Annotated in this window: 20 protein-coding genes; 2 read left to right on the forward strand and 18 right to left on the reverse strand. The window is 65.1% G+C overall.

What is annotated here, in order from left to right:
- Positions 1-267: 267 nt before the first annotated feature.
- From wecB to H6A21_RS01120, 12 genes are all read right to left on the reverse strand, one after another.
- Positions 268-1,371 carry a non-hydrolyzing UDP-N-acetylglucosamine 2-epimerase gene (wecB, locus tag H6A21_RS01065; RefSeq protein ID WP_204559746.1) on the reverse strand — a complete coding sequence of 368 codons (1,104 nt, stop codon included), beginning with the start codon at positions 1,369-1,371 and terminating at the stop codon, positions 268-270.
- 23 nt (positions 1,372-1,394) lie between these two features.
- Entirely contained in the window at positions 1,395-2,831 is a 1,437-nt protein-coding gene (locus tag H6A21_RS01070) for a hypothetical protein (RefSeq protein WP_204559747.1), read from the reverse strand.
- Entirely contained in the window at positions 2,828-4,000 is a 1,173-nt protein-coding gene (locus tag H6A21_RS01075; RefSeq protein WP_239462557.1) for an O-antigen ligase family protein, read from the reverse strand. The genes H6A21_RS01070 and H6A21_RS01075 overlap by 4 nt, the downstream gene beginning before the upstream one ends.
- A gap of 89 nt (positions 4,001-4,089) precedes the next feature.
- The gene (locus H6A21_RS01080) at positions 4,090-5,160 is read right to left on the reverse strand and encodes a hypothetical protein (protein ID WP_204559749.1); all 1,071 of its coding nucleotides are present in this window, start codon (positions 5,158-5,160) and stop codon (positions 4,090-4,092) included.
- Positions 5,161-5,168: 8 nt separating this feature from the next.
- Positions 5,169-6,386 carry a nucleotide sugar dehydrogenase gene (locus H6A21_RS01085; protein WP_204559750.1) on the reverse strand — a complete coding sequence of 406 codons (1,218 nt, stop codon included), beginning with the start codon at positions 6,384-6,386 and terminating at the stop codon, positions 5,169-5,171.
- Positions 6,387-6,422: 36 nt separating this feature from the next.
- A complete protein-coding gene (locus H6A21_RS01090) occupies positions 6,423-7,586 on the reverse strand; it encodes a polysaccharide pyruvyl transferase family protein (protein WP_204559751.1) in 1,164 nt (387 codons plus the stop codon).
- On the reverse strand, positions 7,574-8,596 hold the full coding sequence (locus H6A21_RS01095) for a glycosyltransferase family 4 protein (protein ID WP_204559752.1): 1,023 nt from the start codon (positions 8,594-8,596) through the stop codon (positions 7,574-7,576). The genes H6A21_RS01090 and H6A21_RS01095 overlap by 13 nt, the downstream gene beginning before the upstream one ends.
- Positions 8,596-10,065 (reverse strand): heparinase II/III family protein, encoded by a 1,470-nt coding sequence (locus H6A21_RS01100; RefSeq protein WP_204559753.1) that lies wholly within the window; start codon positions 10,063-10,065, stop codon positions 8,596-8,598. Before H6A21_RS01100 ends, H6A21_RS01095 begins: the two co-directional genes overlap by 1 nt.
- A 118-nt stretch (positions 10,066-10,183) precedes the next feature.
- On the reverse strand, positions 10,184-11,362 hold the full coding sequence (locus tag H6A21_RS01105; protein WP_204559754.1) for a glycosyltransferase family 4 protein: 1,179 nt from the start codon (positions 11,360-11,362) through the stop codon (positions 10,184-10,186).
- On the reverse strand, positions 11,359-12,135 hold the full coding sequence (locus H6A21_RS01110; protein ID WP_204559755.1) for a sugar transferase: 777 nt from the start codon (positions 12,133-12,135) through the stop codon (positions 11,359-11,361). Before H6A21_RS01110 ends, H6A21_RS01105 begins: the two co-directional genes overlap by 4 nt.
- Positions 12,136-12,307: 172 nt before the next feature.
- Positions 12,308-12,919, reverse strand: a complete 612-nt coding sequence (locus H6A21_RS01115) for a hypothetical protein (protein WP_204559756.1) — start codon at positions 12,917-12,919, stop codon at positions 12,308-12,310.
- A 236-nt stretch (positions 12,920-13,155) separates the two neighbouring features.
- Positions 13,156-13,770, reverse strand: coding sequence for a recombinase family protein (locus tag H6A21_RS01120; RefSeq protein ID WP_204559757.1), 615 nt, complete (start codon positions 13,768-13,770; stop codon positions 13,156-13,158).
- A gap of 163 nt (positions 13,771-13,933) precedes the next feature.
- Between H6A21_RS01120 and H6A21_RS01125 the strand changes: the two genes are divergently transcribed.
- Positions 13,934-14,938, forward strand: coding sequence for an Abi family protein (locus H6A21_RS01125; protein WP_204559758.1), 1,005 nt, complete (start codon positions 13,934-13,936; stop codon positions 14,936-14,938).
- 938 nt (positions 14,939-15,876) lie between these two features.
- Here H6A21_RS01125 and H6A21_RS01130 read toward each other — a convergent pair.
- From H6A21_RS01130 to H6A21_RS01155, 6 genes are all read right to left on the reverse strand, one after another.
- Entirely contained in the window at positions 15,877-17,442 is a 1,566-nt protein-coding gene (locus H6A21_RS01130; protein ID WP_342636024.1) for a hypothetical protein, read from the reverse strand.
- A gap of 891 nt (positions 17,443-18,333) precedes the next feature.
- Positions 18,334-19,611, reverse strand: coding sequence for a PBSX family phage terminase large subunit (locus tag H6A21_RS01135; RefSeq protein WP_087201949.1), 1,278 nt, complete (start codon positions 19,609-19,611; stop codon positions 18,334-18,336).
- Positions 19,604-20,026, reverse strand: coding sequence for a hypothetical protein (locus H6A21_RS01140; RefSeq protein ID WP_087201947.1), 423 nt, complete (start codon positions 20,024-20,026; stop codon positions 19,604-19,606). Before H6A21_RS01140 ends, H6A21_RS01135 begins: the two co-directional genes overlap by 8 nt.
- Before the next feature lie 285 nt (positions 20,027-20,311).
- Entirely contained in the window at positions 20,312-20,725 is a 414-nt protein-coding gene (locus tag H6A21_RS01145; RefSeq protein WP_087201945.1) for a hypothetical protein, read from the reverse strand.
- A gap of 268 nt (positions 20,726-20,993) precedes the next feature.
- The gene (locus H6A21_RS01150) at positions 20,994-23,723 is read right to left on the reverse strand and encodes a DUF927 domain-containing protein (RefSeq protein WP_204559760.1); all 2,730 of its coding nucleotides are present in this window, start codon (positions 23,721-23,723) and stop codon (positions 20,994-20,996) included.
- A gap of 183 nt (positions 23,724-23,906) precedes the next feature.
- Positions 23,907-24,122, reverse strand: a complete 216-nt coding sequence (locus tag H6A21_RS01155; protein WP_066834602.1) for a helix-turn-helix domain-containing protein — start codon at positions 24,120-24,122, stop codon at positions 23,907-23,909.
- Positions 24,123-24,358: 236 nt separating this feature from the next.
- On the opposite strand from H6A21_RS01155, the gene H6A21_RS01160 reads away from it, so the two are divergent.
- Positions 24,359-25,156, forward strand: a complete 798-nt coding sequence (locus tag H6A21_RS01160; RefSeq protein WP_087196390.1) for a helix-turn-helix domain-containing protein — start codon at positions 24,359-24,361, stop codon at positions 25,154-25,156.
- Positions 25,157-25,332 lie beyond the last annotated feature (176 nt).

The raw sequence follows: 25,332 nt of genomic DNA on the forward strand, positions 1-25,332 counted from the left end.
AGCCTGTTCCTTTGCAGGTAGGGCAATCTCCTGTCTCGTTGCAAACGTAGCAGGCGGATGTTCCAGTGCCATCGGCTCGAACATACGCAGGCGAAGGGTGCGCGTTGATTCTAATGCGACCCGTTCCATTACAGAGAGAACACTTTCCGGTACCGCGGCAATCTGGGCATTCTTTCATGATGCATTTCCTTTCGATATTAACAGTCCCACCAGACAAGGATGCTATGTCCGGTATGTATCCGTTAGGGGACTTCGTTCCCGATTTGGCTAATCTAGCTTTGATGCCAAGATATTGGCAATCCTATCGCTCGCATACCCATCGCCATACGGATTGCTCGCATGGGACATGGATTCGTACTCTGCCGGGTCATCCAGCAGCCGGGAGAACTCGCGGTAGATGGCGTCTTCCTCCGTGCCGACGAGACGGAGCGTGCCGGCCTGAACGCCTTCGGGGCGCTCGGTGGTGTCGCGCATGACGAGCACGGGCTTGCCGAGGGAGGGCGCCTCCTCCTGGATGCCGCCGGAGTCGGTGAGGATGAGGTGGGAGCGCGCCATGAAGTTGTGGAAGTCCACGACCTCCAACGGGTCGATGATGCGCAGGCGGTCGAAGCCGTCGAGCTCCTCGTGCGCTGCTTCCCGAACCTGGGGATTCATGTGTATGGGGTAGATGGCCTTGGTGTCCGGGCGCTCCTCCATGACGCGGCGGATGGCGCGGAACATGCGGTGCATGGGCTCGCCCAGGTTCTCGCGGCGGTGGGCCGTGATGAGGATGAGCCGTGAATCAGAAGCCCAGTCGAGCTCGGGATGCCGATAATCATCTTGCACCGTGGTGCGCAGGGCGTCGATGCCGGTGTTGCCTGTGACGAAGATCCTCCCGTCCGGCTTCGCCTCGTCAAGCAGGTTCTGGCGCGAGGTCTCCGTGGGTGCGAAATACCAATGCGATACGACGTCCACCGCCTGGCGGTTGAACTCCTCCGGCCAGGGGCTGTAGAGGTTGCGGGTGCGCAGCCCTGCCTCCACATGCCCTACCGGAATCTGGAGATAGAATGCAGCCAACGCCGCCGCAAAGGACGTGGTGGTGTCACCGTGGACGAGGACGCAGTCTGGCTCCTCGTATTCCACAATCTTCCTGAGGCCCGAGAGCACGTCGCAGGTGATGTCGAAGAGCGTCTGTCCCGGCTTCATGACGCGTAGATCGTGATCGGGCTTGACGCCGAAGACCCTGAGCACCTGGTCGAGCATCTCGCGATGCTGGCCGGTGACGCAGACGACGGTATCGAACTCGTCAGGGCGACTCTTGAACTCCAGAACGAGCGGGCACATCTTGATGGCCTCCGGGCGAGTTCCGAAGACAAGCATGATCCTTTTCATTTACCCTCCATCTAGTCTTTCAATTAGCGATTACGGAGTAGGCGAGTCCCCAGCAAGGAGACGAAGCGCTTTACCTGGTCGTAATTGAGCAGGTAGAAAACGAGGACGGAGATAGCCGTCAATGCGAGAGAAGACGCGTAGTATGCCGAGGCGACAAAAGCGGCAGCCAGGGCTATCTCGGCAATCAGAAGACGCCTCCCGCCAACGTGGATATAGCGATTGAGGTAGACCTCGGCGACGACGCTTCTGAAAGCAATCGCCGACACTATCGACATTGCTGCAAAGATCGCATCAGACAGCACAAGCACCGAAAGCAGGCAAAGCACAAGCGAGACTCCGAGAGTCCCCACGTTAATCCAAAGCAGCGCATTCTCCTTGCGCAACGACTTCAGGTAGGTGTTCACCAGGAGCTGCACCTTGCAATCGAAATAGCAGATGGGGAGCAATATCGCTAGGTAAATTAGGCTGTCTGCGTACTGCGGGAGCCACCAGGACAGAAGCTCGCGTCCAGGGTAGAACGCGAGGTATATGAGAGGGAGCACGGTTGCAAGCCCCGACCGAATGGCTGCGTAGGCATTTACCTGAGAACTCTCACTCATTCTCCTGATGACAGGAAAGATCACCATGGACACCTGAGCCATGAATGACAAGAGAAAGTTGATTAGAGATACCGAAAAGGAGATTTTTCCGAACGTCTCAATGCCCCATCGCCAGTCGATGAGCATTCTGCATGACCCAATGACAAGGGTGCCCGCATAATAGGCTGCGGTGACCTTGATGCCCGCAACCAGATCATCACGAATATCCCTGAGTCCCTGTCGCAATGACCCGAAGGGGCATTTCAGCGCCCGTGCGGCATACAAATAGCCGATAAGCGAGGATATCCCTTGGCAGGCAAGATAGCAGAGAACATAAGAGACGAATCCCTCCGGATTGAGCGCCGTTAAAACAATTAGAGCGACGACCCAGAATGCACCCGACACCATACTTGCCGTCGAATAGATATTGGGCAGGTTGGCGGCGCGAAATACATAGAACAAAAAAGCTGATGGATTGACAATAAGACCGTCGGCAACGACGAGAAGGAAGATTATTTGCCTGCTATCCCCTGAAAATGGAACGCAGGTGGCGAGAAGGACAGACGCGCCGACAAGCAACTGGAAGCCGGCCACCAACGCGAACTGTGTCTTGATTCTTGACCAGTCGATTTCCGACACCGTTGTCCCACCGAGCCTGAGGAATACGCCATCGTGCACGCCGAGTAAGGCGAGACCCACATATCCCGAATAGAGAACAAACAGCTGCCAGTACGCGTAGTCCTCAATCCCAAGCAACCTCGGAACAATAAGCGACATAAGTACGCTTGATGCAAGGGAAACTCCTTGGGCCGCGATCGCATAGGCGAGGTTGGAGGCAAGCCCTCCACGTTCTTCGAGTGAAATTGGAGCAGTCTTTTTCATGCGCGCCCCCTAGGAACAGACATGCTCAGAGCTTCGGAGGCTTCCGGCGATGCAACGAATGACAGCGCAAGGATAAGAAGGCTGTTCAGCGTATTCTCAAACACAGAAGTGAGCATAAGGGAGAGAACCAGACCACAAAGCACAGCACGGTATGCCCTATTCGAGCACTTGTCAGCGGTGCTACAAGCGGAAACAACAGCGCTTGCAAACAGTATGATCCCGAATACACCAGCCGTGAAGCCAATCTGCAGCCAAAGATTGTGAGCGCTGCCGTAATCGTGCACGTAATAAAACTGCCATAGATCAGTTGCCACATATTGCTGATAACCGTAACCGATTATCGGGGACTCAGCTATTGAGCCTATTACCGAGTCCCAGATGTAAGTACGCCCCGTAAACGTCGACCCCTGGCTATAGGTGAGGTCTTTCCCCAATATAGTCGCAATTTGGTCGTAGGGGAGGTAATCTGCAATACGGACGAAAACTATGAGAACAAGAAAGACGGTTGTGATAAGAAGTGCGTTCCTCGATGTCGCAAAACGCTGCACCGGACTACTCCACGAGAACAAGATGACAACGATCTCCGCCACCAAGGCGACCATCGAGGTCGCACTTGCCAGAGCCAGTACGAGCACGATTGAAACCGCGCTTGCCCCCATGAAGGCAGCGCCAAGCCGGCCCTTGGCAAGATAGTCGAACGCCGCAGCGAAGAAGACCAGGAGAAAGCACCAGCGACTTTGAAGGCTTCCACCTTCAAGAATCCAGCGTGCATCACCATCGAGACGATATATCCCGCCGAGAAGCAACGCCCGCGTCGCTAGCTCAAGAACGACCAGCACGCCGATGACCAATAGGGTTGCAACTAAAAACGGGAGAACCTCGTCCTTCCTCAACACGGCAATAAGCAGCGCGGGCGCGATGAACATAGCAGTGTTAACAACCAGGTCGTATCTGAGCCCATTCCCTAAGAGTGTTGCAACAGCGGCCGCCGTGAGGTAAAGGGACAAAAGGACAAGGAAGGGCTCCAGCCTTCCGTTTCTTAACACAAACCTGTATGCAAGCATTAGACAGGAAAGCAATAACCATCCTGCAAAGACGGTCTTAAGCGGAGCGATTGCAGGCCAATCATTGATTATTGTCGGACGGAAGAACGGCATGAGCAAGAACATGTAGAGCAAAACCTGCCTCGTCAATCGCTCGGCCTTTCTCGCTTGCGAATATCTTTTCGATGAAATGTGGGAAGAAACCGTAGATGCACTCATCGGTCAAGCACCCCAGAATTCGCAAGCCTTTCCACGAGCACAGTCGAAAGCGATTCGACATAATGCTCCCGTGAGTAGTACGTTTCAAAGAGGTGTTTGAACTCGGCAAGAACCTCGCTCGCCTCTATAGGTTGCGAGCAAAAGTCGACTACAGCATTGACGTCCGGTTCCGCGTCTACAGCGAGTGCGTATTTCATTCCCTTGGTTGCTTCTCTGAAGCTGGTGAGGCAACGACTAAATATTGGAATCACTCCTGCGGATAGGTAGGACGAGAGTTTGGTAGGTGTCGCCACCCTGTTGACCGCGCAGTCTTCGCGGATGACGAACCCGAAAGAGGCGCCACTCAGTTCCATCGACACTTGGTCGGGGGGGACGCTGCCCACCCAGTAGTTCTGCACACCAGCCCGCCTCAGCTTCTCCTCGGCCCCACGTTGGTCGAAGCAATATACTTTGAAGAGCGCATCGGGCATGCGCTCTTCAATTCTCTTGAACAGGCGTGCGGTTTCGTCGAAGCACTGCCAAGCTGCCAATGAGCCCATGTACACGAAAACCTTGTTGGCATACTTTTCGGGAGCTAGGACGGATTCGGCACATAGCTCCGAGTTGAAACAAGGCATGATGCCGTAACGGCCCTTGAAATCAAGGCCGTACTTCGCTTCATAATGCCTCTTCATCTCCGAGGAGACAAAGAAAACGAACTTGGCTTTCTTTAGGACATAGGATTCCATCAGCGACAGGGCGAGGCGACGCGAGCGACTATGCCTGCGCATGAAGCTCTCTTCCGGCACAATCCCTTGGCACCAAACCACAACATTTTTAAATCCTTGTTTTATAAAGCTCAGGGCATCCATGCATGAAGCAACAACGATGAGTGCATCTTTCCTTAATGGGGAAAAAGCGCTTCGTGTAGAAAACTCAACCGTCTGACACATCCACCCGGAGCGCTCCAAAGCCCCCTTAATAACGTTCATGTAGTTATCTGTCACTTCGGAGTTCTGGGAAAGAACGACATACGCTTCGCGCGGGAGGTCGAGGGAACGTACTTTGTTTGAATTCGGTCGAGCCATTAGTCTCCCTACAGTTTGCATACGTTCGCGCCGTTGCCCATGACGTTGCGCGGGTCGATGAGGATGCGGTCGCCGAATGCCTCGGGCTTCCCCTTGACCTCGGAGTGCCCCACCATGACGATCACCATGTCGAGCCCGTCCAGGAACTCGTCCATGGAGTGCACCTGGCTGGGCACCTCGTCGCGCTCGACCCACGGATCGTAGACCCTCATGGGCGCGCCGCAGAGGTGCTCCGCCTGTACCTCCAGGAGCTGGAGCGTGGGGCTCTCGCGGACGTCGTCCACGTCCTCCTTGTAGGTGAGGCCGTAGATGCCGACGCGGGAGGGGTCGTCGATGCCGTGCTCCTCCATGGCCTCGTGCGCGCGACGCAGCACGTACTCCGGCATCGAGAAGTTGGTCTGCAGGGCCAGCCTGATGAAATTCGCAGTCTCGGGGTAGTCTCCCACGAGGAACCAGGGGTCCACCGGGATGCAGTGGCCACCCACGCCGGGGCCGGGCTGCAGGATGTTGACCCTGGGATGCTTGTTGGCGATTCGGATGACCTCGTAGACGTCCATGCCGCCGATGCGGCACACCTTGGCGAGCTCGTTGGCGAAGGCGATGTTCACGGCGCGGTACGTGTTCTCCACGACCTTGGTCATCTCGGCGGTGCGGATGTCGGTGATGGCGATCTCGCCCTGACAGAAGCTGGCGTAGAGCTTCGCCACGCGCTCGCCGACCTCCGGGTCGTCCGCCCCGATGGTGCGGTTGTTGTGCAGCAATTCATAGACCATATTGCCCGGGATGATGCGCTCCGGGGCGTGGACGAGGGAGACGTCCTGGCGGTTCGCCTCCTCGAGCAGCGGCCGAACGAAGCGGTCGATGGTGTTCGGGGAGACGGTGGACTCGATGACGAGGACGGCGCCCTCCGGCGCGACCTCGAGAACGGTCCTGCACGCGGCGACCACGTAGCTCGGGTCGATCTTCTTGTCCACCTTGTCGTAGGGGGTGGGCACGCTCACGATGTAGATGTCGCACTTCTGGTACTCGGTCGTGAACCTGATGCCGGCCCTCACCGCGTCGGCGAACAGCCCGTCGAGCCCCTCCTCCTTGAAGGTGGTCCTCCCGGCGTTGAGCATGGCGACCAGATCTTTGTTGTAGTCCGTCCCCGTGACCTCGACCCCGTGCGAGGCCATCATGAGGGCGGTGGGGAGTCCTATGTAGCCGAGACCTATGACGTTGACCATTGTTCTACCTTTCCGTGTTTGCTGATCCAGCATCCGTTACGAGAGGCCGAGAGCTGAAGCCAGCTCGTCCTCGTAGAAGGCAATCGACGCTCCGAGGCTGCCAGGGTCGAACTCTTCGACGACCCGCCGGTACTCGTCCAGCAGCCCCCCGGCGCAGTCGCTGTACCCCATGCCGTAATCGGACATGACGCCGACGTTCTTCAGGCCCCACCCCTTGTCGAACATCCCGATCACAGGGGTCCCGGCCCGGAGCGACAGGATCGCGGCGTGGAGCCTCATGGACAGCGTCACGTCCATGGACTTGTAGATGCTCAGCAGCCTGAACGGGTCGTGCTCCTCGACGAGCGCGGCGCCGTCCGGCAAGAGCCCGACCAGCCGCTCCGAGAGGGCGCGGTCCTTCTTGGTCTGGACGATCACCGTGTAGGAGAGCTCCGGATGCACCCCGGCGAAACCGGCGAACGCGCCGAGGAGCTCGTCCTGGCGCGCCTTCGCGAGTTCCCCGATGTCGCCGATCGCGGTCCCTCTGACGATCATCGCGGCGCGCGAGCCGGCAGAACGCGGCGCGTCCTCCGGGTCGTCCATGAAGAAGGCCATGTCCGTCGACTTGGAGAAGGGGAGCTCCGGGTAGAGGAAGCGCAGTCTCTCGAGCGACGCTCCCTCCCGGACGAACACCTCGTCGAAGAGAGCAAGCTTGCGGCCCAGGAAAGGCTTCCACCTCGGCGCGACCGCCGCAGTCGACTGGGGCAGGCAGACGACCCGCTTGCCCATTCGCCGCGCCATGCTGATGGGATGGAAGAGCGCCTCGAGGCGGATGGCGTCCGTGGCGGACGCGCAGCGAAGCAGGTTGCCGCCGTTGAAGAGCACGACGTCCGCCTGTCCGACGAGCGCGGAAACCCTCTCGTCGCCAATGCGCAGCAGCAGCTTCGCCGCGCCCGCGGCGTACTGCGCGGCGACGGCGCCGCATCCCGCTGAACGGTCGAGGGCGAACGTCCCGGGGACGACCTCGACCTCCGGGTAGCGCGCATGAACCATGCCGCGGCTCGCCGCGAAGTCGGGGGCCGCCCCGTCGAACCGCGAGACCATCGTCACGTCAGCGCCGTGGCGGCGCAGGAAGCCGATTGTCCCGAGGCATATGGCGAGATCGCCCGCGTTCTCGGGGCCGTAGAGGTAGAACACGAGCGCGCGCGTCACAGCGACCACCCCCGCCCCTCAAGCGCTCGGCGGAAGCCATCGACGACGACGGCTGCGTCGTAGCGCAGGCAGTCCTCGTAATTGAACGCCGCCATCCGGGCGAGCTCTTCGCGGCGCCCTTCGCATCGAACGAAAAGCCTCGCTAGGGCAGTAGCGTTCCCTGCGGGAAAAAGCCATCCGTTCCTGCCATCGACAACGATCTCCGAGTTGTAGCAGACGTCGCTCGCAAGTATCGGCAGCCCTGCCGCCATCGCCTCGGCGAGGACTGCGGGAAAACCCTCTGCTTCATATTCGGAGGGAAACACGAAGCAGTCGTATCCCGCCAGGGTCTCAACAACCTCAGAGTTAAGGACCACGCCCCTGTACGAGATGGGCTCGTCCTCCCCGATCCCTTCCAGAACCGAGCGGTCGAAGTCCGCCTTTACCGGGCCGTAGATGTCGAGGGAGGCTTCGAGACCGGAGGCGACCGCCTCCCGGAACGCGCTCACCATGGTGCCCACGCCCTTCTTGTTCCTCACACTCGAAAGGAAGACAAACCGAAGCGAGCCTCTCGCAACGGGGCGCGGGGCCATCCTTCTTGAAGACAGGTCATCGACGAAGTTGGTCATCAGATGGACGTTTTCCACCCCGAGAACTCTGAGCCGCTCGACGACTCCCCGCGTCTCCACGGCGACGAGGGACGCATCCCCCATGCAGTCGAGGAGGCTATCGCTGCTCCCCGCCTCGTCGGCGACCGTGCCGCCGATGCACACGAGGGCGTACCTGAACGACGGGTCGGCCTTCGCCTTTCGATGGACGATCGGCCAAAGGACGGCGCGGCCCTTGCGGGACACGGCGATAATCGCCTGATCATCCTTCGACAACACCGTTCTCGCGATCCCGCCCAGCCTGCTTCCCAAGCGGCGGCTGTACGTGTTCACGAGCGCGCACCCGCCCACAGGGAACAGGTGCTTGAGGGTGATGGAGTTCTTGATCGCCGGCCCACCGGTTTTTGCGACCGGACCTACGAAGAGCGTCATTAGGAGACCTCCTTGCCCGCATCGATCGTGTAGGAGACGGACCCCTTGCCCGCCACGACGACGTCCCGGCACTCCTCCAGACGAGACAGCTGTCGGGAGTACTTGCCTACGCCCCTTGTCATCTCGCATCCGGAAGTTGCCTCGACGGACGGGGATGCGTTCCGAGGGGAATGGATGTGGGATTCAAGATGAGCTCCGTCCCCGGACTCGTCCGCGACACGGAGGAGGCCGTCGCAAAGCTCGATGGAGCGGCTGAGGGTCTTGCCGCCCGGAAGCCCGACAGACGCCAGCACGCTATTGCCGCCGAAGGCGGCGCCCAGCAGTCGGTATCCCCGCCCCACGCGGTGCTCGCCCCAGCACTCGAGCTGCTCCTCGCCGTCCACCACGCATGTGTTGTGCGCGGCGGTGGAGCGGAAGTAGGGGCGCAGCCCGCTCTGGTAGGCGTAGGTCCCGGAGTTGACGACCACGGGCTCGCCCCTGTAGGACAGCTCGAAAGAGAGGCAGTCGCAGTGGGCGTGCCCGAGCATGTAGGAGGGGCCGGGCTCGCCTGCATCGACCATCACGGCCACGTCACCGCCGTAGAGCTTGTAGTAGCCGGCGTCGGGAAACGCCGTCTTAGTGTCGTCAGCATCCATGCCGAGCAGGCGCGAGCACGCGGCGGCGAGCGGGCAGCACTCCTTGGCCACGCCGTCGGCGGAGTCGTTGAAGAAGGGGGTCTTCCCCATGCCGCGCTCGAGCGACGCCATGGCGTCGAGCATGGACTTGGCCTTGGGCATGAAGTTGCCGGGGAGCGCGAAGCCGAGCTGAGTGGAGGCGACGTAGACCCGCAGCATCCCCTCAAGCACGAGTTTGTGGTACATGAGGCTGCGCTCGAAGTGGACGCCGTCGGGCAGGACCTGCTCGTTGAGCTGCCCCTCCAGGCGGCGCATCACCCTCGCATGGACATCGCTTTCCCCGAACGCGGCGGACGCAATCGCGAGCGTCTTCAGGTTCTCCCACCAGTGGTTGGCCCGCAGGTGCGTCTCCTGGTTGGCGAGCAGATGTTTGTACTGGCGGTACATGCTCTCGCGCATCTCCGCGAAGAACGCCCCGTCCCCCTGGAGCGCCCCGCCGAATAGATCGATTGCTATGAGCCAGTTGAGCAGGCGGAGCGAGATTGTGTAGGGATGCCAGGCGTCGCCCTCCGGATAGGGGCACGCGAGCATCCACGAGCGGACGAGCCCCTTGTAGCCGTCGATGCAGCGGCCCTCGCCCGTCTCGCGCCAGCGCGCGGCGAGGGCAACGCCCCACTCGAAGTAGTGCAGGTTGAAGCTCCAAAGGTGGGACGCGCCGGGAACGTCCCAGGTACCCAGATCGACCTTCCGGCGCTCGTTGATGAGCAGGAACTCCCCCTTGAACAGCGCCTCGGCGTCGAAGCGAGCGAGGTAGCGCGGGTCGAGGTCTAGCTCGGGGATAGTAATGCGGGGCATGCGCAACGGATGCTCGCCCGCGAAGGCGCGCTCTGACAGCCGGCGACGGCCTCGCAGCCGCGCGAAGACCATCCCCGTCCTCATGCGCCGTACCGTCCTGAGGTAGAGGAGGGCCTTGCTAAACATGGCGGCCCTCCAGCTCCCCGATCTCCTCGGCGAACGCTTTTGCGAACCGCTGGCGCGAGTGGTTCTCGACAACCCGCGCCGAGGCGGCGGCGCGCTCCGCATCCGAGAACGGGCGCTCCATCAGCCGGTCAAACGCTGCGAGAAGTGCTACGGGGTCCTCCGGAGCGGCGTGCGCGCCGAGCCCGCATTCGTCCAGCAGGTCGGCCGCGTCGCCCTCCGCGGCGAGCAGCACTGGGCACCCGCAGGCGAGCGCCTCGTACATCTTCGTCGGGATGCTGTCGCGCAGGCGCGAGCTCACGAGGGGCACGTAGGAGACGGCCGCATGCTTGAGCACGGTGTAGACGCCCCGGGCGTCCACCTTCCCGCAGAACTCGACGTTGCCGATGCCGTCGTCATTCGCCCGCGCCTCCAGCTTCGCCCTGTCGGCGCCGTCCCCGAACAGCAGGAACCGCACACTGGGACGCGCCTTGGCGATGCCCAGCAGCGTGCCGAGCCCCTGGGCGAGCCCGATGTTGCCCACGTAGGCGCACACCGGGCCGTCATCCAGGCGCAGGCGTTCTGCGAGGTCGGGGTCCTCAAGGTTCCCCAGGAACGCCTCGTCAATCCCGTTGGGGACGAGGACGACCTTGCCGTTCGGCACGCGCCCTCTCAACTTCTCGACCTTACCCGGGGACACCGAGACCACAAGGTCAGCAGCGGCATAGGCCTTCCTGGCAACGCGCTCGAAGAAGCGGCCGTAGAGACTGCCCGGCGCGAAGCTGCCCATCTCGTAGGCAACGTCGGGCCATATGTCTCGCACGTCCAAGACAAGCCTGGCGCGCTTCCTCTTGGCGATCTTCACCGCCGACGACATGAGCAGGAGGGGCGGAGTCGTGCAAACCACGGCATCGAAATCCCCGAGCCCCTCTGCCACCTTGACTGCCTCGTGGGCTCCGCCGAAGTTATTGCGCAGGCGGTTCACGAGCGTCTTGTCTACGAGCGGGAAGGTGTCGAAGAGCGTGACGCACTCCGAGATCTCATAGCCCTCGGGTACTCCGATTAGGCTGTCGGTCGAGGCGAGCACGCGCACATCGTGCCCGGCGTCCTGCAGGGCTTCCACGAGCACAGCGGTGCGGTTGGCGCACGCCGTCCTGGCGGGGCGGTAGGTGTCCGCGAGGTAGAGGACTCTCATCGCGCCCCCTCCCCGGTAGCCATCGTGCGCAGCGTCTTCCACACGATGAAGAGGTCCATCGCGACGCTGCGGTTCTCTATGTACTCGATGTCCAGTAGCGCCTTCTCCTTCGGCAGCAACTCGTATCCGCCCTCAACCTGCGCGAGCCCGGTGATGCCCGGGCGCACAGCCAGGCGCTGCTCCCAGCCGTCGATGCGGTCGCGGAACGCCTCGTGGAAGACGGGGCGCTCCGGTCTGGGCCCGATGAGCGACATGTCACCCTTGACGACGTTCCAGAACTGCGGGATCTCGTCCAGGCGGCTGTTGCGCAGCTTCCGCCCGAGCGGCGTCACGCGCGGGTCGTCACCAGCGGCCCACTGGGCGCCGCGCGCCTCGGCGTCGATGTACATCGAGCGGAACTTGTAGACCTTGAAGAGCTTCCCGCCCCTGCCCACGCGCGTCTGCGCGTAGATGGCAGGGCCGGGATCTTGCCGCTTGATCATGAGTGCAATCGCGCCCATGGGGATTGCAAGCACCACGAGCGCCGCCGAGCATGCAACGACGTCGAAAGCACGTTTGGCCAAGCGATAAACCGGGCCGCCACCGATACGTTTCAGTTTCGGCAACACCACGGTCCCCTCGTCGGGCAGCAGCTTCGCGAGCACGTCCGGCGCGATCGGGCACTCCGTAAGGCCAGGCGTATGGCACAGCGCGTTCAGAACCGCCTTCGCCTCGCGCTCGCTCCCGACCGCGTCCGCCGCCTCCAGCAGCTCCTCGACATCGGACGCGGGCATGCCGCCGCTCCTCATAGCGCAACAGCACGCCCGCGGCGCGCCGACCCTTCCGTTGTCGCTACCGAGCGCATGAGCGCCCCCCCCCCGCGTTTTCAGCGGGGAAATCCCGTATGTCTTCTGCCATCTCTTCCAAAACACCCGACCCGTGTGCCCATAACCTGACATGCACGCGCTAGCTTTTGAACGGCACGTCCAGCGGCATCTGCTCCGTGAACGCCCCGTCCCAGCCCAAAGAAACTTCGCAGCGCCTGCGGTGACGGTCCACCTTGCGGATCCGCGGCTCCTGACCGACCAGGGGGCCCTCCTGCACGTGCAGGACGCCGTCCACGATCACGGCGGTGGAGCTGCGCAGGACGTGGCCTTCGTCCATGCAGCGCTCGAACCACTCCTGGGCGTCCGGCGCGAGCGGCATCCACGAGCGCCCGTCCGCGCCGGCGAGCTCAACCTGCACGGATAGCTTTGAGAGCGCCTTGGAGAGCTCCGCCGGGTCCGCCGACACGGCGAACGCGTAGCCCCGGTAGGCGGTAACGCGCTGCAGCTCCCACACCCCGGCGCGCTTGAACCAGCGCTCCTTCACGAGCGGGAAGCAGTCCATAAGCAGGTCGCGGGGCAGCGCGCGCAGCAGCTTGGAGCACGTCGCCGCCTCCGAGCCCTCGCGCACCTTCAGCAGGTACCAGCGCACGCGCCCCTTGGGCACGCGGCGCCCGCAGGGGAGGCTGCCGGCGAGCGTGCCGACGGGGCGGACCGCGCGCGAGCGCGTGCGCTCTGCAACCATCTCGGCCATGTTGCCGACCCTCCCTCCATCGGCCCTCCCGCGCCAAGCGCGCGAAAAGGTACACCTTTTGAAACGGTGGGTTTTCGCAGTCAGACGGCTTGTCGAGATGTGAAGAGCTGGGGTTTTGTCGGAGTAAATGCGGGAGGGGTATGTATAATGGTGATGTTTTTGGATGCGTCAAAAGGTGTGCTTTTTGCTGCAGCGGAAAACTGCCATTTACCAGCGCAAACACAGCCGCATGGCCACTATTCCGAAGCCCCTTTCGCCCGGTCCTCCCGCAGCCACTTGTCGAACGTCGAGATCGACACCTTGAGGCGCGATGCCGCCTCCGACCTGGTGATATGCCCGTCCAGGTACGCCTTCCGCGTGGATTTGTACGTCCCGGGCCTTCTCTTCTTCGGCCGTCCGAATTTGACCCCGCGCGCCTTAGCCGCCGCGATCCCCTCGGCCTGCCGCTGGTGGATGCTCTCGCGCTCCACCTGCGCCACGTAGGAGAGCAGCTGCAGCACGATGTCCCCAATCAGCACGCCCGTGATCCCGTCGCGCTCGCGCCGCGTGTCCAGAAGCGGCATGTCGAGCACCACCACGGAAGCCCCGCGCACCTTGGTGATGTCGCGCCATTGCTCGATGATCTCCTCGTAGCTGCGCCCGAACCGGTCGATCGACTTCACCACGAGCACGTCGCCCTCGCGCAGCGCCTCCTTCATGGCGATCCACTGCGGCCGCTCGAAGTCCTTGCCGCTCGCCTTGTCCGCGAAGATGTCCTCCCGAGCCACCCCGAACTCCGTGAGCGCGTCCATCTGCCGATCCAGGTTCTGCTCCCGCGTCGACACCCGCGCGTACCCGTACGTCCTCGCCATCAAAACCCCGCCTTCCCGCCCGCGCGTCACCCGCCCCGACCTGCGCGGGCGCAAGCAGGCAGGGGCTCACGCGCCAACGTTAAAAGGCGGTCGCAAACCGCCCGCCATACCCGGGTTTCCAACGCGCTGGTAGAATGAGCCGGTAGCGGAACGGAGGCTCCAGGTGGAAAACAAAGCCCAAACGACCCAGATCCAAGACGACAACGCAAACATCGGCGCAGCCGAGGCGCACCCCAAGCCGATGCTCACCGTCGACCAGCAGATAGCCCACATGAAAGCGAAGGGCATAACCTTCGACCTCGTCTCCGAGGCAGAGGCCGCAGCCCACCTGCGCGCCAAGTGCCAGTTCTTCCGCGTCTACGCCTACCGCCGCAACTTCGACCGCCACGTCGGCGGCGACCGCGACGGGCAGTACGTCGGCCTCGGCTTCGGGCATCTCCGCGTCCTGTCGAACCTCGACCGCAAGCTGCGCGACACCCTGCTCCCCATGGCGCTCGACCTGGAGCACTTTGCCAAGGTGCGCCTGCTCGCCGCAGCCGAAGACGCCGGCGAAGACGGCTACGCCGTCATGCGCGGCTACATGGCGTCCGTCACGGACAAGCAGAGATCCCATCTGGAGCGCGAGCTCGACCGCCGCGAGGACGATCCCTATGCCGGCGATGTCGTGCGCAAGTACCGGCACGACATGCCGCTCTGGGCGTTCTGCGAGGTCGTCTCGTTCGGCGCCTTCCTCGGCGTCCTGAGGTTCTGCGCCGACCGCTGGGGCGACGCGGAGCTCTCGGACCTCCATTACCACCTCAAGTGGGTAAAGTCGATCCGCAACGCTTCCGCGCACGGCTCATGCGCAGTCAACGACCTCTCCGAGCGCCCGTCGCGCCGCTGGCGAGCGCCCGACGCCGTCACGAGGGCGCTCGCCTCGTGCGGCGTCCCGAAGCGCTTGCGCGCAAAGCGGCTCAGGAGCCCGCGCATGGCCCAGATGTGCACGCTGCTGTACCTCTACGACCGGACCGTCCCCGAGGGCACCGTGCGCACCGACCGCGAGCGTGCGCTGGCCGACCTGTTCGGCTACCTTCACGGCGAGGGCGCCTGCCTCCCGAGCGAGAACCCGGCAGTTTCCTCGCTCACCTTCGCCGAGCGCTTGACACGCGGCCTCGGTCTGATAGACTGACTCGCATACAGCAAAACCTCCTCGGAGGTTTTTACGGGGCGGGAGTGCGAAAGCGTTTCTGCCCCGGTTTTCATTTGCCACAGAAAAGCCCTCGGGCTTTGTAAGGCGGGGTCGCGCAAGCGGTTCCGCCTAGTTTTTATTGACGAGAGATCCCACACCCCACAGCCACCCGCTGCCCGTCGAGGGCCGCACCGCAGCCCATCCGCCTGCGCTCCGTTGCGCGCACGGCTCGGACCCGCCCCGCCCTGCGCGGAGAGCTCCACTCACGGCCATGCCCGCCGCTCCGGCTGTGTATGCTCCGCGGCTCGGGCCAGCCAGCTCCGCCTGCGTGTTGCTCCCGGCTCAGGTCAGCCGGCTGCGCCGTCTGCCCTTCGCGGCGGTCGCACACTCCGGCTGCGCTGTCTGTCCCTCGCGGCGCTGCGCATACACAGCCTCCGCTCTGGGCATGGCCTGCCGGGGGTTCGACATGCGCAGGTCGGGTCGGTTCCTCGCGGCGGCGCACACTCCGCTACGGCGGCCGGGCTGCTACGTTTTTCTTCACGTTCGCGGGTGGCTGTGGGGTGTGGGATCCGTTCGCGTCTCTCACTGAGGGGGGTGCAGGCGCCTCACGCTGACGCACGGCCGCCGCGGGGCCGAGAGCGCGTCGCCCACAGGCAGCGATGCCCACGCGCCCGCGAGCGAGCCGGACTCCGTCCCGAGCGACACCATGCCTCGCAAGAGCGCCCCGAAGCCCCTGACGGGGCCTCGGGGCTTGCCCAACCGGAAGTCTGATACCCGCCGCCCAAGCCGGGAAGCCGGGGCGCGTGCGCCGGGTCGCAGCCGCCGTCCGCACCGGCGCCGCGATCATCCGGCCGCGGCTCGGGCACCCGTCCGCCCCCACAGGCGCTTCGTCTGCGCCTCCGCGCCCGCCGGAGCGGCCGCGTCCCTCGCCTCGGACATCATCTCATCCGCGCCGGCGCGCCCGTCGCCCGCTCCTCGCGGCGGCGCCCGCGCCCCGGCACCCCGTCCTGGGCTGCGTTGCCGCCATCCGAACCGCCGCGGCTCGCAGCGGACCCGCCAGACGCCCCTCCGCGCCTCGCAGCGACCTCGCCCTCGCCGTACCACTTGGCTCGGTACTCCCACGGCTCCATGAGCCCCGCCGCGACCTCGTCCATGTCCTGCCGCTTCTCGGCCGTCGTGTCCGTGATGATGCTGTCGTCGAACGTCACCCTGATCCCGCCCTCGTCGGGCAGCCCCACGCCGATTCGCCGCTCCACCGCGAGCAGTGCCCGGCAGATCCCTGCGATGGCGCCCTCGAGCGCGCGCTCGTGCCGTCGGATGTTCCTCATCAGCGCCGAGTTGTCGGCCGACACCTCCGTGGCGGTCTTCACGTAGCCCACGTTCTCGAGGTCGAAGTAGTTGATGCCGAACCCGCAGAGGTCCCCGAGGGTCTGCAGCGCCACGCGGAACGCCCTCGCCTGGTCCTCGGTGCGGAGCTGCGGCGCGAACTCGTGAATCGTGTCCTCCGTGCTCATGACCTTCCTGAACACGGTGCAGTCAGCCTTGCCGAACGGGATCGACACGCGCCCGCCCTTGCCGTCGCGCTCCATATCGAACATCACGTCCGAGAGGAACACGCGCATCTTCCCGTTGTCGATCTCCGACATCATCGCGTCGTAGCAGAGGTCCACCGCCTGGATCGCGTCCACCGCGTCCGCGAACACGCTCTGCCCGTAGGGCGACATGTCCACGCGCGTGTTGTCGATTGCCGGCTTCACGATGGCGAACGTAGGCCACACAGACCCCGTGTCGTACATCCGGCACACGCCCTCGGGCTCGACGCGGTTCCCGTCCCGGTCGAAGCAGGCCGTCACGATCCTATACGTGCCCTCGCCCGCGTCATCGGCAAGGCGAGAAGGACCCGCGCCCGCGCCCTCTCCAAGAGATTCGCCAGGCGAGAAGAATGCCCCGCCCGCGCCCCTCAGGTGCAGCTGCACCTGGTCGACGGCCCTCCCGCGCCAGAACGCCCGCGTCACGAACGCGCACTCCGTCACGCCCTCCTCGTCCCACGTGAGCGGCACCACCATGCGAGCGTCGTAGCGCCTCACGCGCACCTCTCGGGACCCCGCATCGACCCACAAAGCCCACGCGCCCGTCCCCAGGCCGAACGCCCGCACCACGCACTCCTGCGCCGAGGCGAGAAACCCGGTCCGCGCCATCCACGCCGCGAGCCAGTCCGTGCACGCCTGCTCGGAGCACGCCACCTGCGTCCTGTCGTTCAGCAGCAGCGACCCCCACTCCCTACACACCCGCATCGCCGGGTGGATCGAGCGCCGGTGCACCTCGTACAGGCGCCCCACGCCGTCCGTGTCGCGATAGTCGTAGAAGTCCCCGAGCGCCCGCATCCACCTATCCCACGCCCGGATGTGAGGCTCCATGTCCTCCAGCGGCAGCGAGAACCCCAGCCCCCGCAGCCACGCCCGAACGTGCTCCGGCACCCAATACTCGTCATCCAGCCCCTGCACAGTGCACCTCCCGCGTCGTCTCATCCACTACGCCGAAAGGTACGCGCCCGTCCCAAACTCCTCATGCTTCTGGGTCTGCTGCCGTTGCTTTCCCTTCTTCCCCTTATGCCGCTATATCCGCTATCCCATAGAGGGCACGGGCGTGTTCATGTGCACGCGCGCGAGAGCCCCGTTATTCGGGTGCCCCTCTTATTGCCGCTATCCATGTTCATGTTCCTGCTTATGCGGGCTGCATAAGCAGGCTCCTCGCGCCCAAGGTCGCTCGTCCGTCGCGCCGCCAAGGTCGGCGCTCTTGTTCCGCAAGCCAGCCCGGCCGCCGCCGCGCGCCGGCGCCCACATCGCATCTCCCGGCGGCGCCCGGTCCGTCTTGCTCCACGCTCCGGCAGCCCCGCGAGCGGGTCTGCCTCCGCAGCTACGGGTGCCTGCTGCGCAGTCACCCTCCGCACCGCTCCGTGCCCGCTTCGCGGTCACTGCGCGGGCTCCGCAAGCCCCCTTGCGGGGCCTTGCTCCGCAGGGGAGGAGAAGAACGAGAAGGACGCCCATCCACGCACGTCCACCAGCGCTTTTTCACATTCCGGAGATAAGCTGTTGATAACCCCTCGGCGCTCCGCGCGAACCGTCGCCCCGTGTCCTGAAGCGTTTCATGCCGAGAAGAACACCCGAAATCCCCCTTGTGGAAAACCCCGGTCACGGTCCGCACGATGGCCCCACGGGGCGGTGGCCGCCCTCGTGTCGTGAATCTCGCCGGCACCGTCCCGCGCTCACGCACACCCCGTTCGTTGCTCTCCCGTTTTTTAGCTGCCGAGAAGGACGCGCGGCAACCTCTCCCGGCTACCGCGCGCCCCGCACTCCCTCGCAACCCTCGTTTGCCGAGAAGGACGCCCGCGCACATCACCCTCGCAGCACGTCGTCCATCATCGCGTAGCGCACCGCGTCGATCGAGTGGTCGTTGCCGTCCGGGATGTCGTCCACCCACGTCCCGTCGCGGTCGCGGTCGTACTCCTTGAGCCGGAACTCCTCGTAGGCGAGCGGGCACCGCTCCGGGTCGATGCGGATCTCGCGCAAGCCCGCCAGCCACTCGTACGACAGCCGCCGCATGTTGGACTTCCTCGCCGGCCGAACGCGAAGCCCCGCCTCGCGCCGCCACACGGCCATGCTCTGCTTGCCGTCCGGAGTGTCGTCGCACCATATCAGCTCGTCGTGGAGGTGGGCGTCCTCGCCCGGAGCGTCCGCGTAGGTGAGCGCATCGGTCACCAACGCCGCCGTCTCGGCAGGCGTCTTGCGGTTCGCCGACAGCTCGCCGAAGATCGTGAGCCGCCGCTCGCCGGGCTCCCAGCCGCAGCGCACGAACCGCCACGGGTCCGGGAACCACCCCCAGTCCACGCCGCAGCGCGTGCGCGAGAAGCCCCGCACCCGCGCATCGGACAGCCGCACCGAGACGACGTTGTTGAACACCGAGCCGCCGGTGCCCGTCACCTCGCCCAGGTACTCGCTCCGCCAAGCACGCTCGTCCACCGAGCGCAGGTACTCCGCCTCCTCGACAAAGGGGGCGCCCAGCCACTCGGGGTGGCTCTCGACGACGTCGAGGTAGCTCGACTGCCGAACCAGCGTGTCCGCCCGCCGCTCGCGCTCCAGCTCCTCGCGGTTCACCCAGCTCCAGAGCGTCCGGGGAGGGTTGTAGGAGTAGAAGATCCAGAAGTCGTCCCCGCCGCGCCTGAGCGAGTTCAGGATCGAGCGCACCGCGTCGATGCCGTCGAACTGGTCGAGCTCCTCGAACCACACCACGGCGACGTACCCGCGCGAGAACTTCACGCCCTTGAGCTTCAAGGGGTCGTCCGCCCCGCGGAACACGATGCGCTGCCCGGTCGGCAGGTACGTGAGCTCCATCGGAGAGATCCGCGCCCGGAACCACTGGTCGAGCCCCAGCGCCGAGACCGCCCACGTCACCTGCTGGAACACCGAGTCGCGCAGCGTGTTGCTGAACCGCCGCACCACCACCGCGTTCGCCTCCGGGTGCGCCAGGAGGAGAAGGATGATGCACACGCTGATGAAGCTCGACTTCGTGGAGCCGCGCCCGCCGTGGAGCCAGTAGTGCGTGTGCCCGTGGGCCATCACGTCGCCGAGCACGTCGTGGAACTTGGGGATTACGAGCGCCGATGCGTCAACCATTCGAGCCGCCCTCGTCGAATCCCGGCAACTTCTCCTGCACCGGCTGTGCCACCACGCCGAGCACGATCCTCGGCGCGGCGTCCGCCTTCGCGTCGTCGCGCTGGCGCTCGGCCTTGCCGAACTCGTCGGGGTACTTGCGCTCCAGGAGCCACGCGGCGGCCGTCCAATACTGGTTGCGCGCGAGCGCCGCCGAGCGGATCGTCGTGAGCAGCGTCCGCTTGAACGCCGATTCTTCCTTTTTTAGTCCCTCGCTTAACTCGCGCTGCAGCCTGTTCTTGGGGTCGCCGATCCACCGGTAGAAAGTGGACTCGTGGATTCCCAGCGCGCAGACGATGTCGCCGTTGGAGAGCCCGTCCGCCTTGAGGCGGATCGCCTCGTCCACCATCTCCTGCGTCAGCTTCGCCCGCCTCGCCATGCAATCACCCCCGTGAGCGTCATAGATTCCCTCACGGTGGATTCTCAGAGCCTGTCACAAGGAATAGAATGGATGCGCGCCAATAGCTTGTTAGCGCCATGATGGAGTTTGGCCTCTGCCTGTTTGAGCTTGCTCAAGGAGGTGGTTGGATGAGCGGATTTGTATCTGCCCTGTCAAGCTTTTGCTCACTGGTGGCTACGTGGCTAGGCGGCGGTGGCCGAGCGCTCGTCATGGACTATCAAGGTTCTAGCCACATCTGGTTCGAATCCAGACACCGCCGCCAGATTACTTCTTCCGCTCCCGCTTACCCTTCAGCCCGTACTTCCGGCACAGCCGCGAGTTGCGTTGCCGCATCATGTCCCGTTCGCGCCGCACGTCGTCGATCTCGGACGCCTCCTCGGCGGCAACCCGCTCGCGCTCCAGCTGCTCGTTGAAGGCGCGCTCCTGCGCCAGGTGGTACTCCTCGGTGCACCGCCGGCACATGCCGGTCTGCCGATTGATCTTAACGCCTACCGCGCCGCAGGAGGGGCACACCGTCTGCACCGCCAGTGAGCAGTGGATACGGCTCGCGCGCATCTCCACCGCCCGCACAGAGTGGCGCACGCCGCAGCGCCGCTCGATCTCGGTGGCGGCGAACGCCGCGCCCCTGAAGCTCACCTCGCGCAGGACGTCGTCCTGCTCCTCCGTCCACCAGCTCATCTTCGCCCCCTCCCGGCCCGTCTCATACGCCGCCCGCGTGCGCCATCGCGCCGAACACTGCCGCTTGAGACACAATGCAAGCCCGCTGCCAGCGCAAATGCCGCCCGTCTCAACGTCTCAAGCAGAACAGCACCCGGGCACCTTGCGCGCATGTGCGCGCGCACGCCCGCGCGCGATGCCCCATCAACTCTCCTTCCCGTCAAGACAGCAAGACAAGAGGGGTGGGCAACCACCCTCACCAGCCGGTACGGCCGTCTCAAACCCCGTCTCAACATGGCGCGCCTCCTTGAGACGCGATGCCGGCGGCGCCAGCGCCCGTGGCCCCGGCAGACCGGTCGAGAAACGCCTCCAGCGCCTCGTTGTCGATGCAGACGCAGTAGACGCGCCCGGCGTTGCGGAACCGCTTCTGCCGGGTGTAGCGGTGTCCCGAGTCGCGCACGAGGATGCGCTCCTCGTCCATGCGCCGCAGCGTCTTGGCACGGTCGAAGTTCGCGCCCGCGAGCGCCCGCTCCAGCACGCTCGAGAACACGTACCAGCGAAACCCCGCCGCGCACGATTTCTCCTCGATGGCGCCCCAGCGCTCCAGCCGGTCGTTCTCGCAGTAGTCGTCGAAGTGGATGCGGTTGCCCGCCAGCCATTCCGCGACGAATTGGATGGCGCGCGTGTCGGTGTCGCTCTCCGTCCCCGTCGCGTTGCCGAGCGCCCACGCCGCCATCGTCATCGCTCCGTCCAGGCACGACGCCCATTCGGAGCCCGGTGCGAGCACGTAGTACTCGGCGAGCGCGTCGGCGAGCGCCAGCAGCGCGATGTTGTCCGCCTGGGGGTGCCCGGAGGCGATGTCGCCCACGCCGTCGCGCACGAGGGAGAACAGGTCAGCGTAGAACGCCGGCTCGTTCCTCTTCAGCGCCGCCACGTACGCCCGCCCCGCCGTCCCGTGCTGCCGGGCGACGAGCCGGTGCATCGCCTGGGCCGCGCGCACGTCGGCGAAGGGCTCGCCCGAGAGCTCCAGCGTGCGGTTCGAGGCCCCCTGCTGCGTCGAGTCCCCGACGATGGGGATCTCGCCCGTGGCGATCGTGAGCGAGCGCCAGCTGCCCGCCCGCATCATCGAGCGGTCGGAGTTGAGCGCCCCGCGCTCGTGACCGAGCGAGAGCGAGTAGAGGAGGTCCTCCACGATCTGGCGCTTAGTCGCCTGCCCGCCGGGCGCCCCCTTGCTCTGCAGCTCGTCGATGATCACGGGGATGTCATGGAGCAGCGCCGCGGCCCTCACGATGCTCTTGGGCGTGTCCGCGAAGGTGCGGAAGTAGGAGTCCGACCCCTCGGTCGGGTCGCCCCACACGCTGCCCGCCGCCTTGAGCGTCGGCGTCTTGCCGCTGCGGCTCCTGCCCCACAGGTAGACGATGAAGGTCTGCACGCCGAGAAGCGCCACGAGAGGCGAGGCGAAGCTCGCCGCCAGGACGCAGCGGAACAGGGGCGACGCCGCGCGCGCCGGGGCGACGCCCGCGACCCACTCGGCAAGCGTGCCGGCCGGCTCCATGAAGGGGCGCGCCTTCAGCGCCTCGTCGGGCGAGGGGTCGAAGCGCACCTCGCCGCCCGCGTCGTAGGGCATGAACGCGCCGAGCGGGCCGTCCGCCCAGCCCAGATGCGTCACGCTGCGCGCGCGGGGACGCTCGCCCGCGCACCGGCGCTCGCAGTCGGTGAGGTAGCGCACCACGTCCTTGGAATTCGTGCTCGATATGTTTGCCCCGAGCGGCGCCAGCGCCCCGATGATGCGCGTCTGGTTGAGCAGCACGTCGCGGTCGAGCGCCCGCTCGCGCATGCCGCCCGCCACAGCCACGCGCACGAGCGCGCGCACGTCTCCCGTGTCGACGTCCACCAGGTCGCAGGCGATCCAGGGCGCGGTCGCCGTCACGGTGTAGCGCAGCTCGCCGGCCGCGTCCGCCGCCCAGAGCCGCCCGCGGTCGTCCACGTGCCAGCCCTCGGTCGAGGGCGCCCCATCTGTGGCCTCCCTCGGCGCGGCGTCATCGTCGGGTACCCCTTGCTGCTCGCGCCGCGTTGCAGTCGAACACGCGTTCTTATTTTGAGGGCGAGAAGGCCGTTCCGCCCGCCGGTCCCTCGGCCTGTATTCGTCCGTGCATCCCGCAATCGCGCGCTCGATGGTCTGCGCGCCGTACGTCGTCCCGCCGCGCCGGCTGTCCCACTTGTCGCGCATGAGGCCGCTCCTGCGGAAGATCCGGTCCATGCGGCCGGCATCGCGCCCGCACCAAAAGGCTAGGTGGGAGCACAGCGCCATGTCGGCGGCCGACCGGTCGCCTCCCTGCGCGGAGCAGTCGCCGGCCATCAGCGCCCGGATGGCGTCGCCGCTCCTCGACGCGTACATGCGCTCCAGGAGCGCGTCGTCATCCATGCCGTCGGACGAGCCCGTGCCCGCCGCCGACAGCGCCGGCTGCGCCGCGGCCTCCGGCTCGATCCACGTCCGGTACGCCCGCTCGACGACGGCAGGATTCTCCGAGATGGCATCGTGCCCCTCGAAGAGCGCCCCGGTAACAGTGAAGTACCGGTCGCGGTCGTACATCTCCACCACGCGCCCGCCGGGCTGGCCGCGGCGCGAGCGCTGCGCCCAGTCGGGTTTGCTCCCGCGGAAGATGAGGTGGAGCCCGTCCCCGGAAGGGGACACCTCGGTGTACGTCCCGGCCTGCTCGACGACCCAGCGGTACTCAGCGTCCAGCGTCCCGCCCTCGATCACGTGGTCGAGGTCGAGCCCGGTGTACGCCCGGTCGGGCCCGAACACGAAGCCAACGCCGTCGCAGCGCCACCGCCCGACTGCGGCCACGGCCTCCTCGAAGGTCGCCCACGTCGCCGGGTCGGTCGACTTGGCCATGCGCCCGTTCGCCGCGCACACCGGGATCTTCGTCGCCTTGCCGCCGCGCTCCTCGCGCCGCCAGCACACCCAGCGCGCCTCCGCCCGCAGCTCAGCGGGCACGTATTCTAGCGATGCCATGGAGAAGCACCGCCCGTCGCCGTATGCGCTACACTGTCTCCCCGAAGAATCCCGCCAGGAATCTTCATCGCGGCGGGCGTGGCTGCAACCGCGCTCGCCGCCCCTTCGGGGCCGTATCCGACCGGTCCGCCGCATCCGGGCGCGCCTGCAAGCGCCCCCGCACCGGCACCCGGCCACCACCGCTCAGCGGGCGCGCGCGTCGTCGCCATGCCCCACCATTCCCTTCGCCGTGTTTGGGAACACCAGATCCCTGCAGATGTAGATCCGCCCGTCAACCTTGTCCGCCGGAATCCGCCCGGCGGCGATGCTTCGCCGTATAGAGTTCACGTGCTCTCCGGTCGCGTCGGCAAGCTGCTTCGGCGTCATCAGCAGCGGCAGCTCGTGGAAGCTCCTGACCATGACCCCTCCCTTCCTGCGGCAAAGCCGCGCCCTCGCGAGGGCTCCCTTGTGTCCCCCGTCCGTACGCGCTACATTACCACGCTTAGAATCACATTGCGATACAAACTCGCCTAATGATTGTAAAACTGGTTGCTTGGTGATTCTCAATGTTGTAATATGATTCCAACGGATACTACAGGAGGCATCTCTACGTACCGGGCCTCCATAGGACGCACGCATCCGAGGAGGGCCGAGCCGTGCCTAACAGCCTGCAAAATCTCAGGAAGGAGGCGGGATACCGCACGGCAAAGGACTTCGCCGAGGCGGTGGACATACCCGCACCCACCTACACCCGCTACGAGCAGGAACCCGCCAAGATCCCCATCGAGCGCGCCTGGATCATCGCCGACTTCCTCGGCTGCACCATCGACGCCGTCGTCGGCCGCACGCCCATCAAGCCCAGCGAGATGCGCGGCCCCGTGCAGCGCGCCTACGACGCCCTGTCCGACAAGAACAAGGGCCTGCTCGACGACTACCTCGACTACATCCAGTACAAGGACGGCAAGGAGCAGGCGCGCGACCGCGCGCAGGACCAGCGCCGCTACGAGGAGCTCGTCCAGCAGTACAGCCGCCAGTTCTACGAGTCCATGGGCTCGGGCGAAGCCGACTTCATCGACCTGGTGTCGCTCGGCGACGCCGACGCCCTGCGCGCGCGGTTCCTCGAGTTCGTGGAGACGCGCCTCGCCGACGAGCGCGACCGCGAGATCGCCGACGCCCTCGACATGGCGGAGAGCGTAGGGCGCCGCAACGCCCGCGACAACGGCTGGGAGTTCGAGGTGGCGGGCGAGCGCTTCCTCATACGCGACACGAAGCCCAAGGAGCCCCTGTCGATCGAGCTCGCCTGCTACAAGCTCTCCAACATGCTCTCCGCACAGTACGAGGAGCGAGACCGCGAGGTTCTGGAGGGCATCACGTCCGCCTACGACGGCATGCGCCGGCGCCGCAACGCCTTTGCCCACGGCCTCGGCGGCTCGTTCGACAACAACCGCGGCTAACAGGAAGGAGGCATCGCACAAACAATACGGGCCCGCAGGAGCTGGTACCTCCCACGAGCCCAAAGACAGTCCCAACCAAGCGCTAACAAGGAAAGGACCGGTGACATTATATGCCATCGACCGACCATGCGGCCACAGGCGCCGCCATCTGCGCATACCGCGCGGCAATGCCCATC

Source organism: Collinsella tanakaei, assembly GCF_016902615.1.
Lineage (GTDB): Bacteria > Actinomycetota > Coriobacteriia > Coriobacteriales > Coriobacteriaceae > Collinsella > Collinsella tanakaei_A.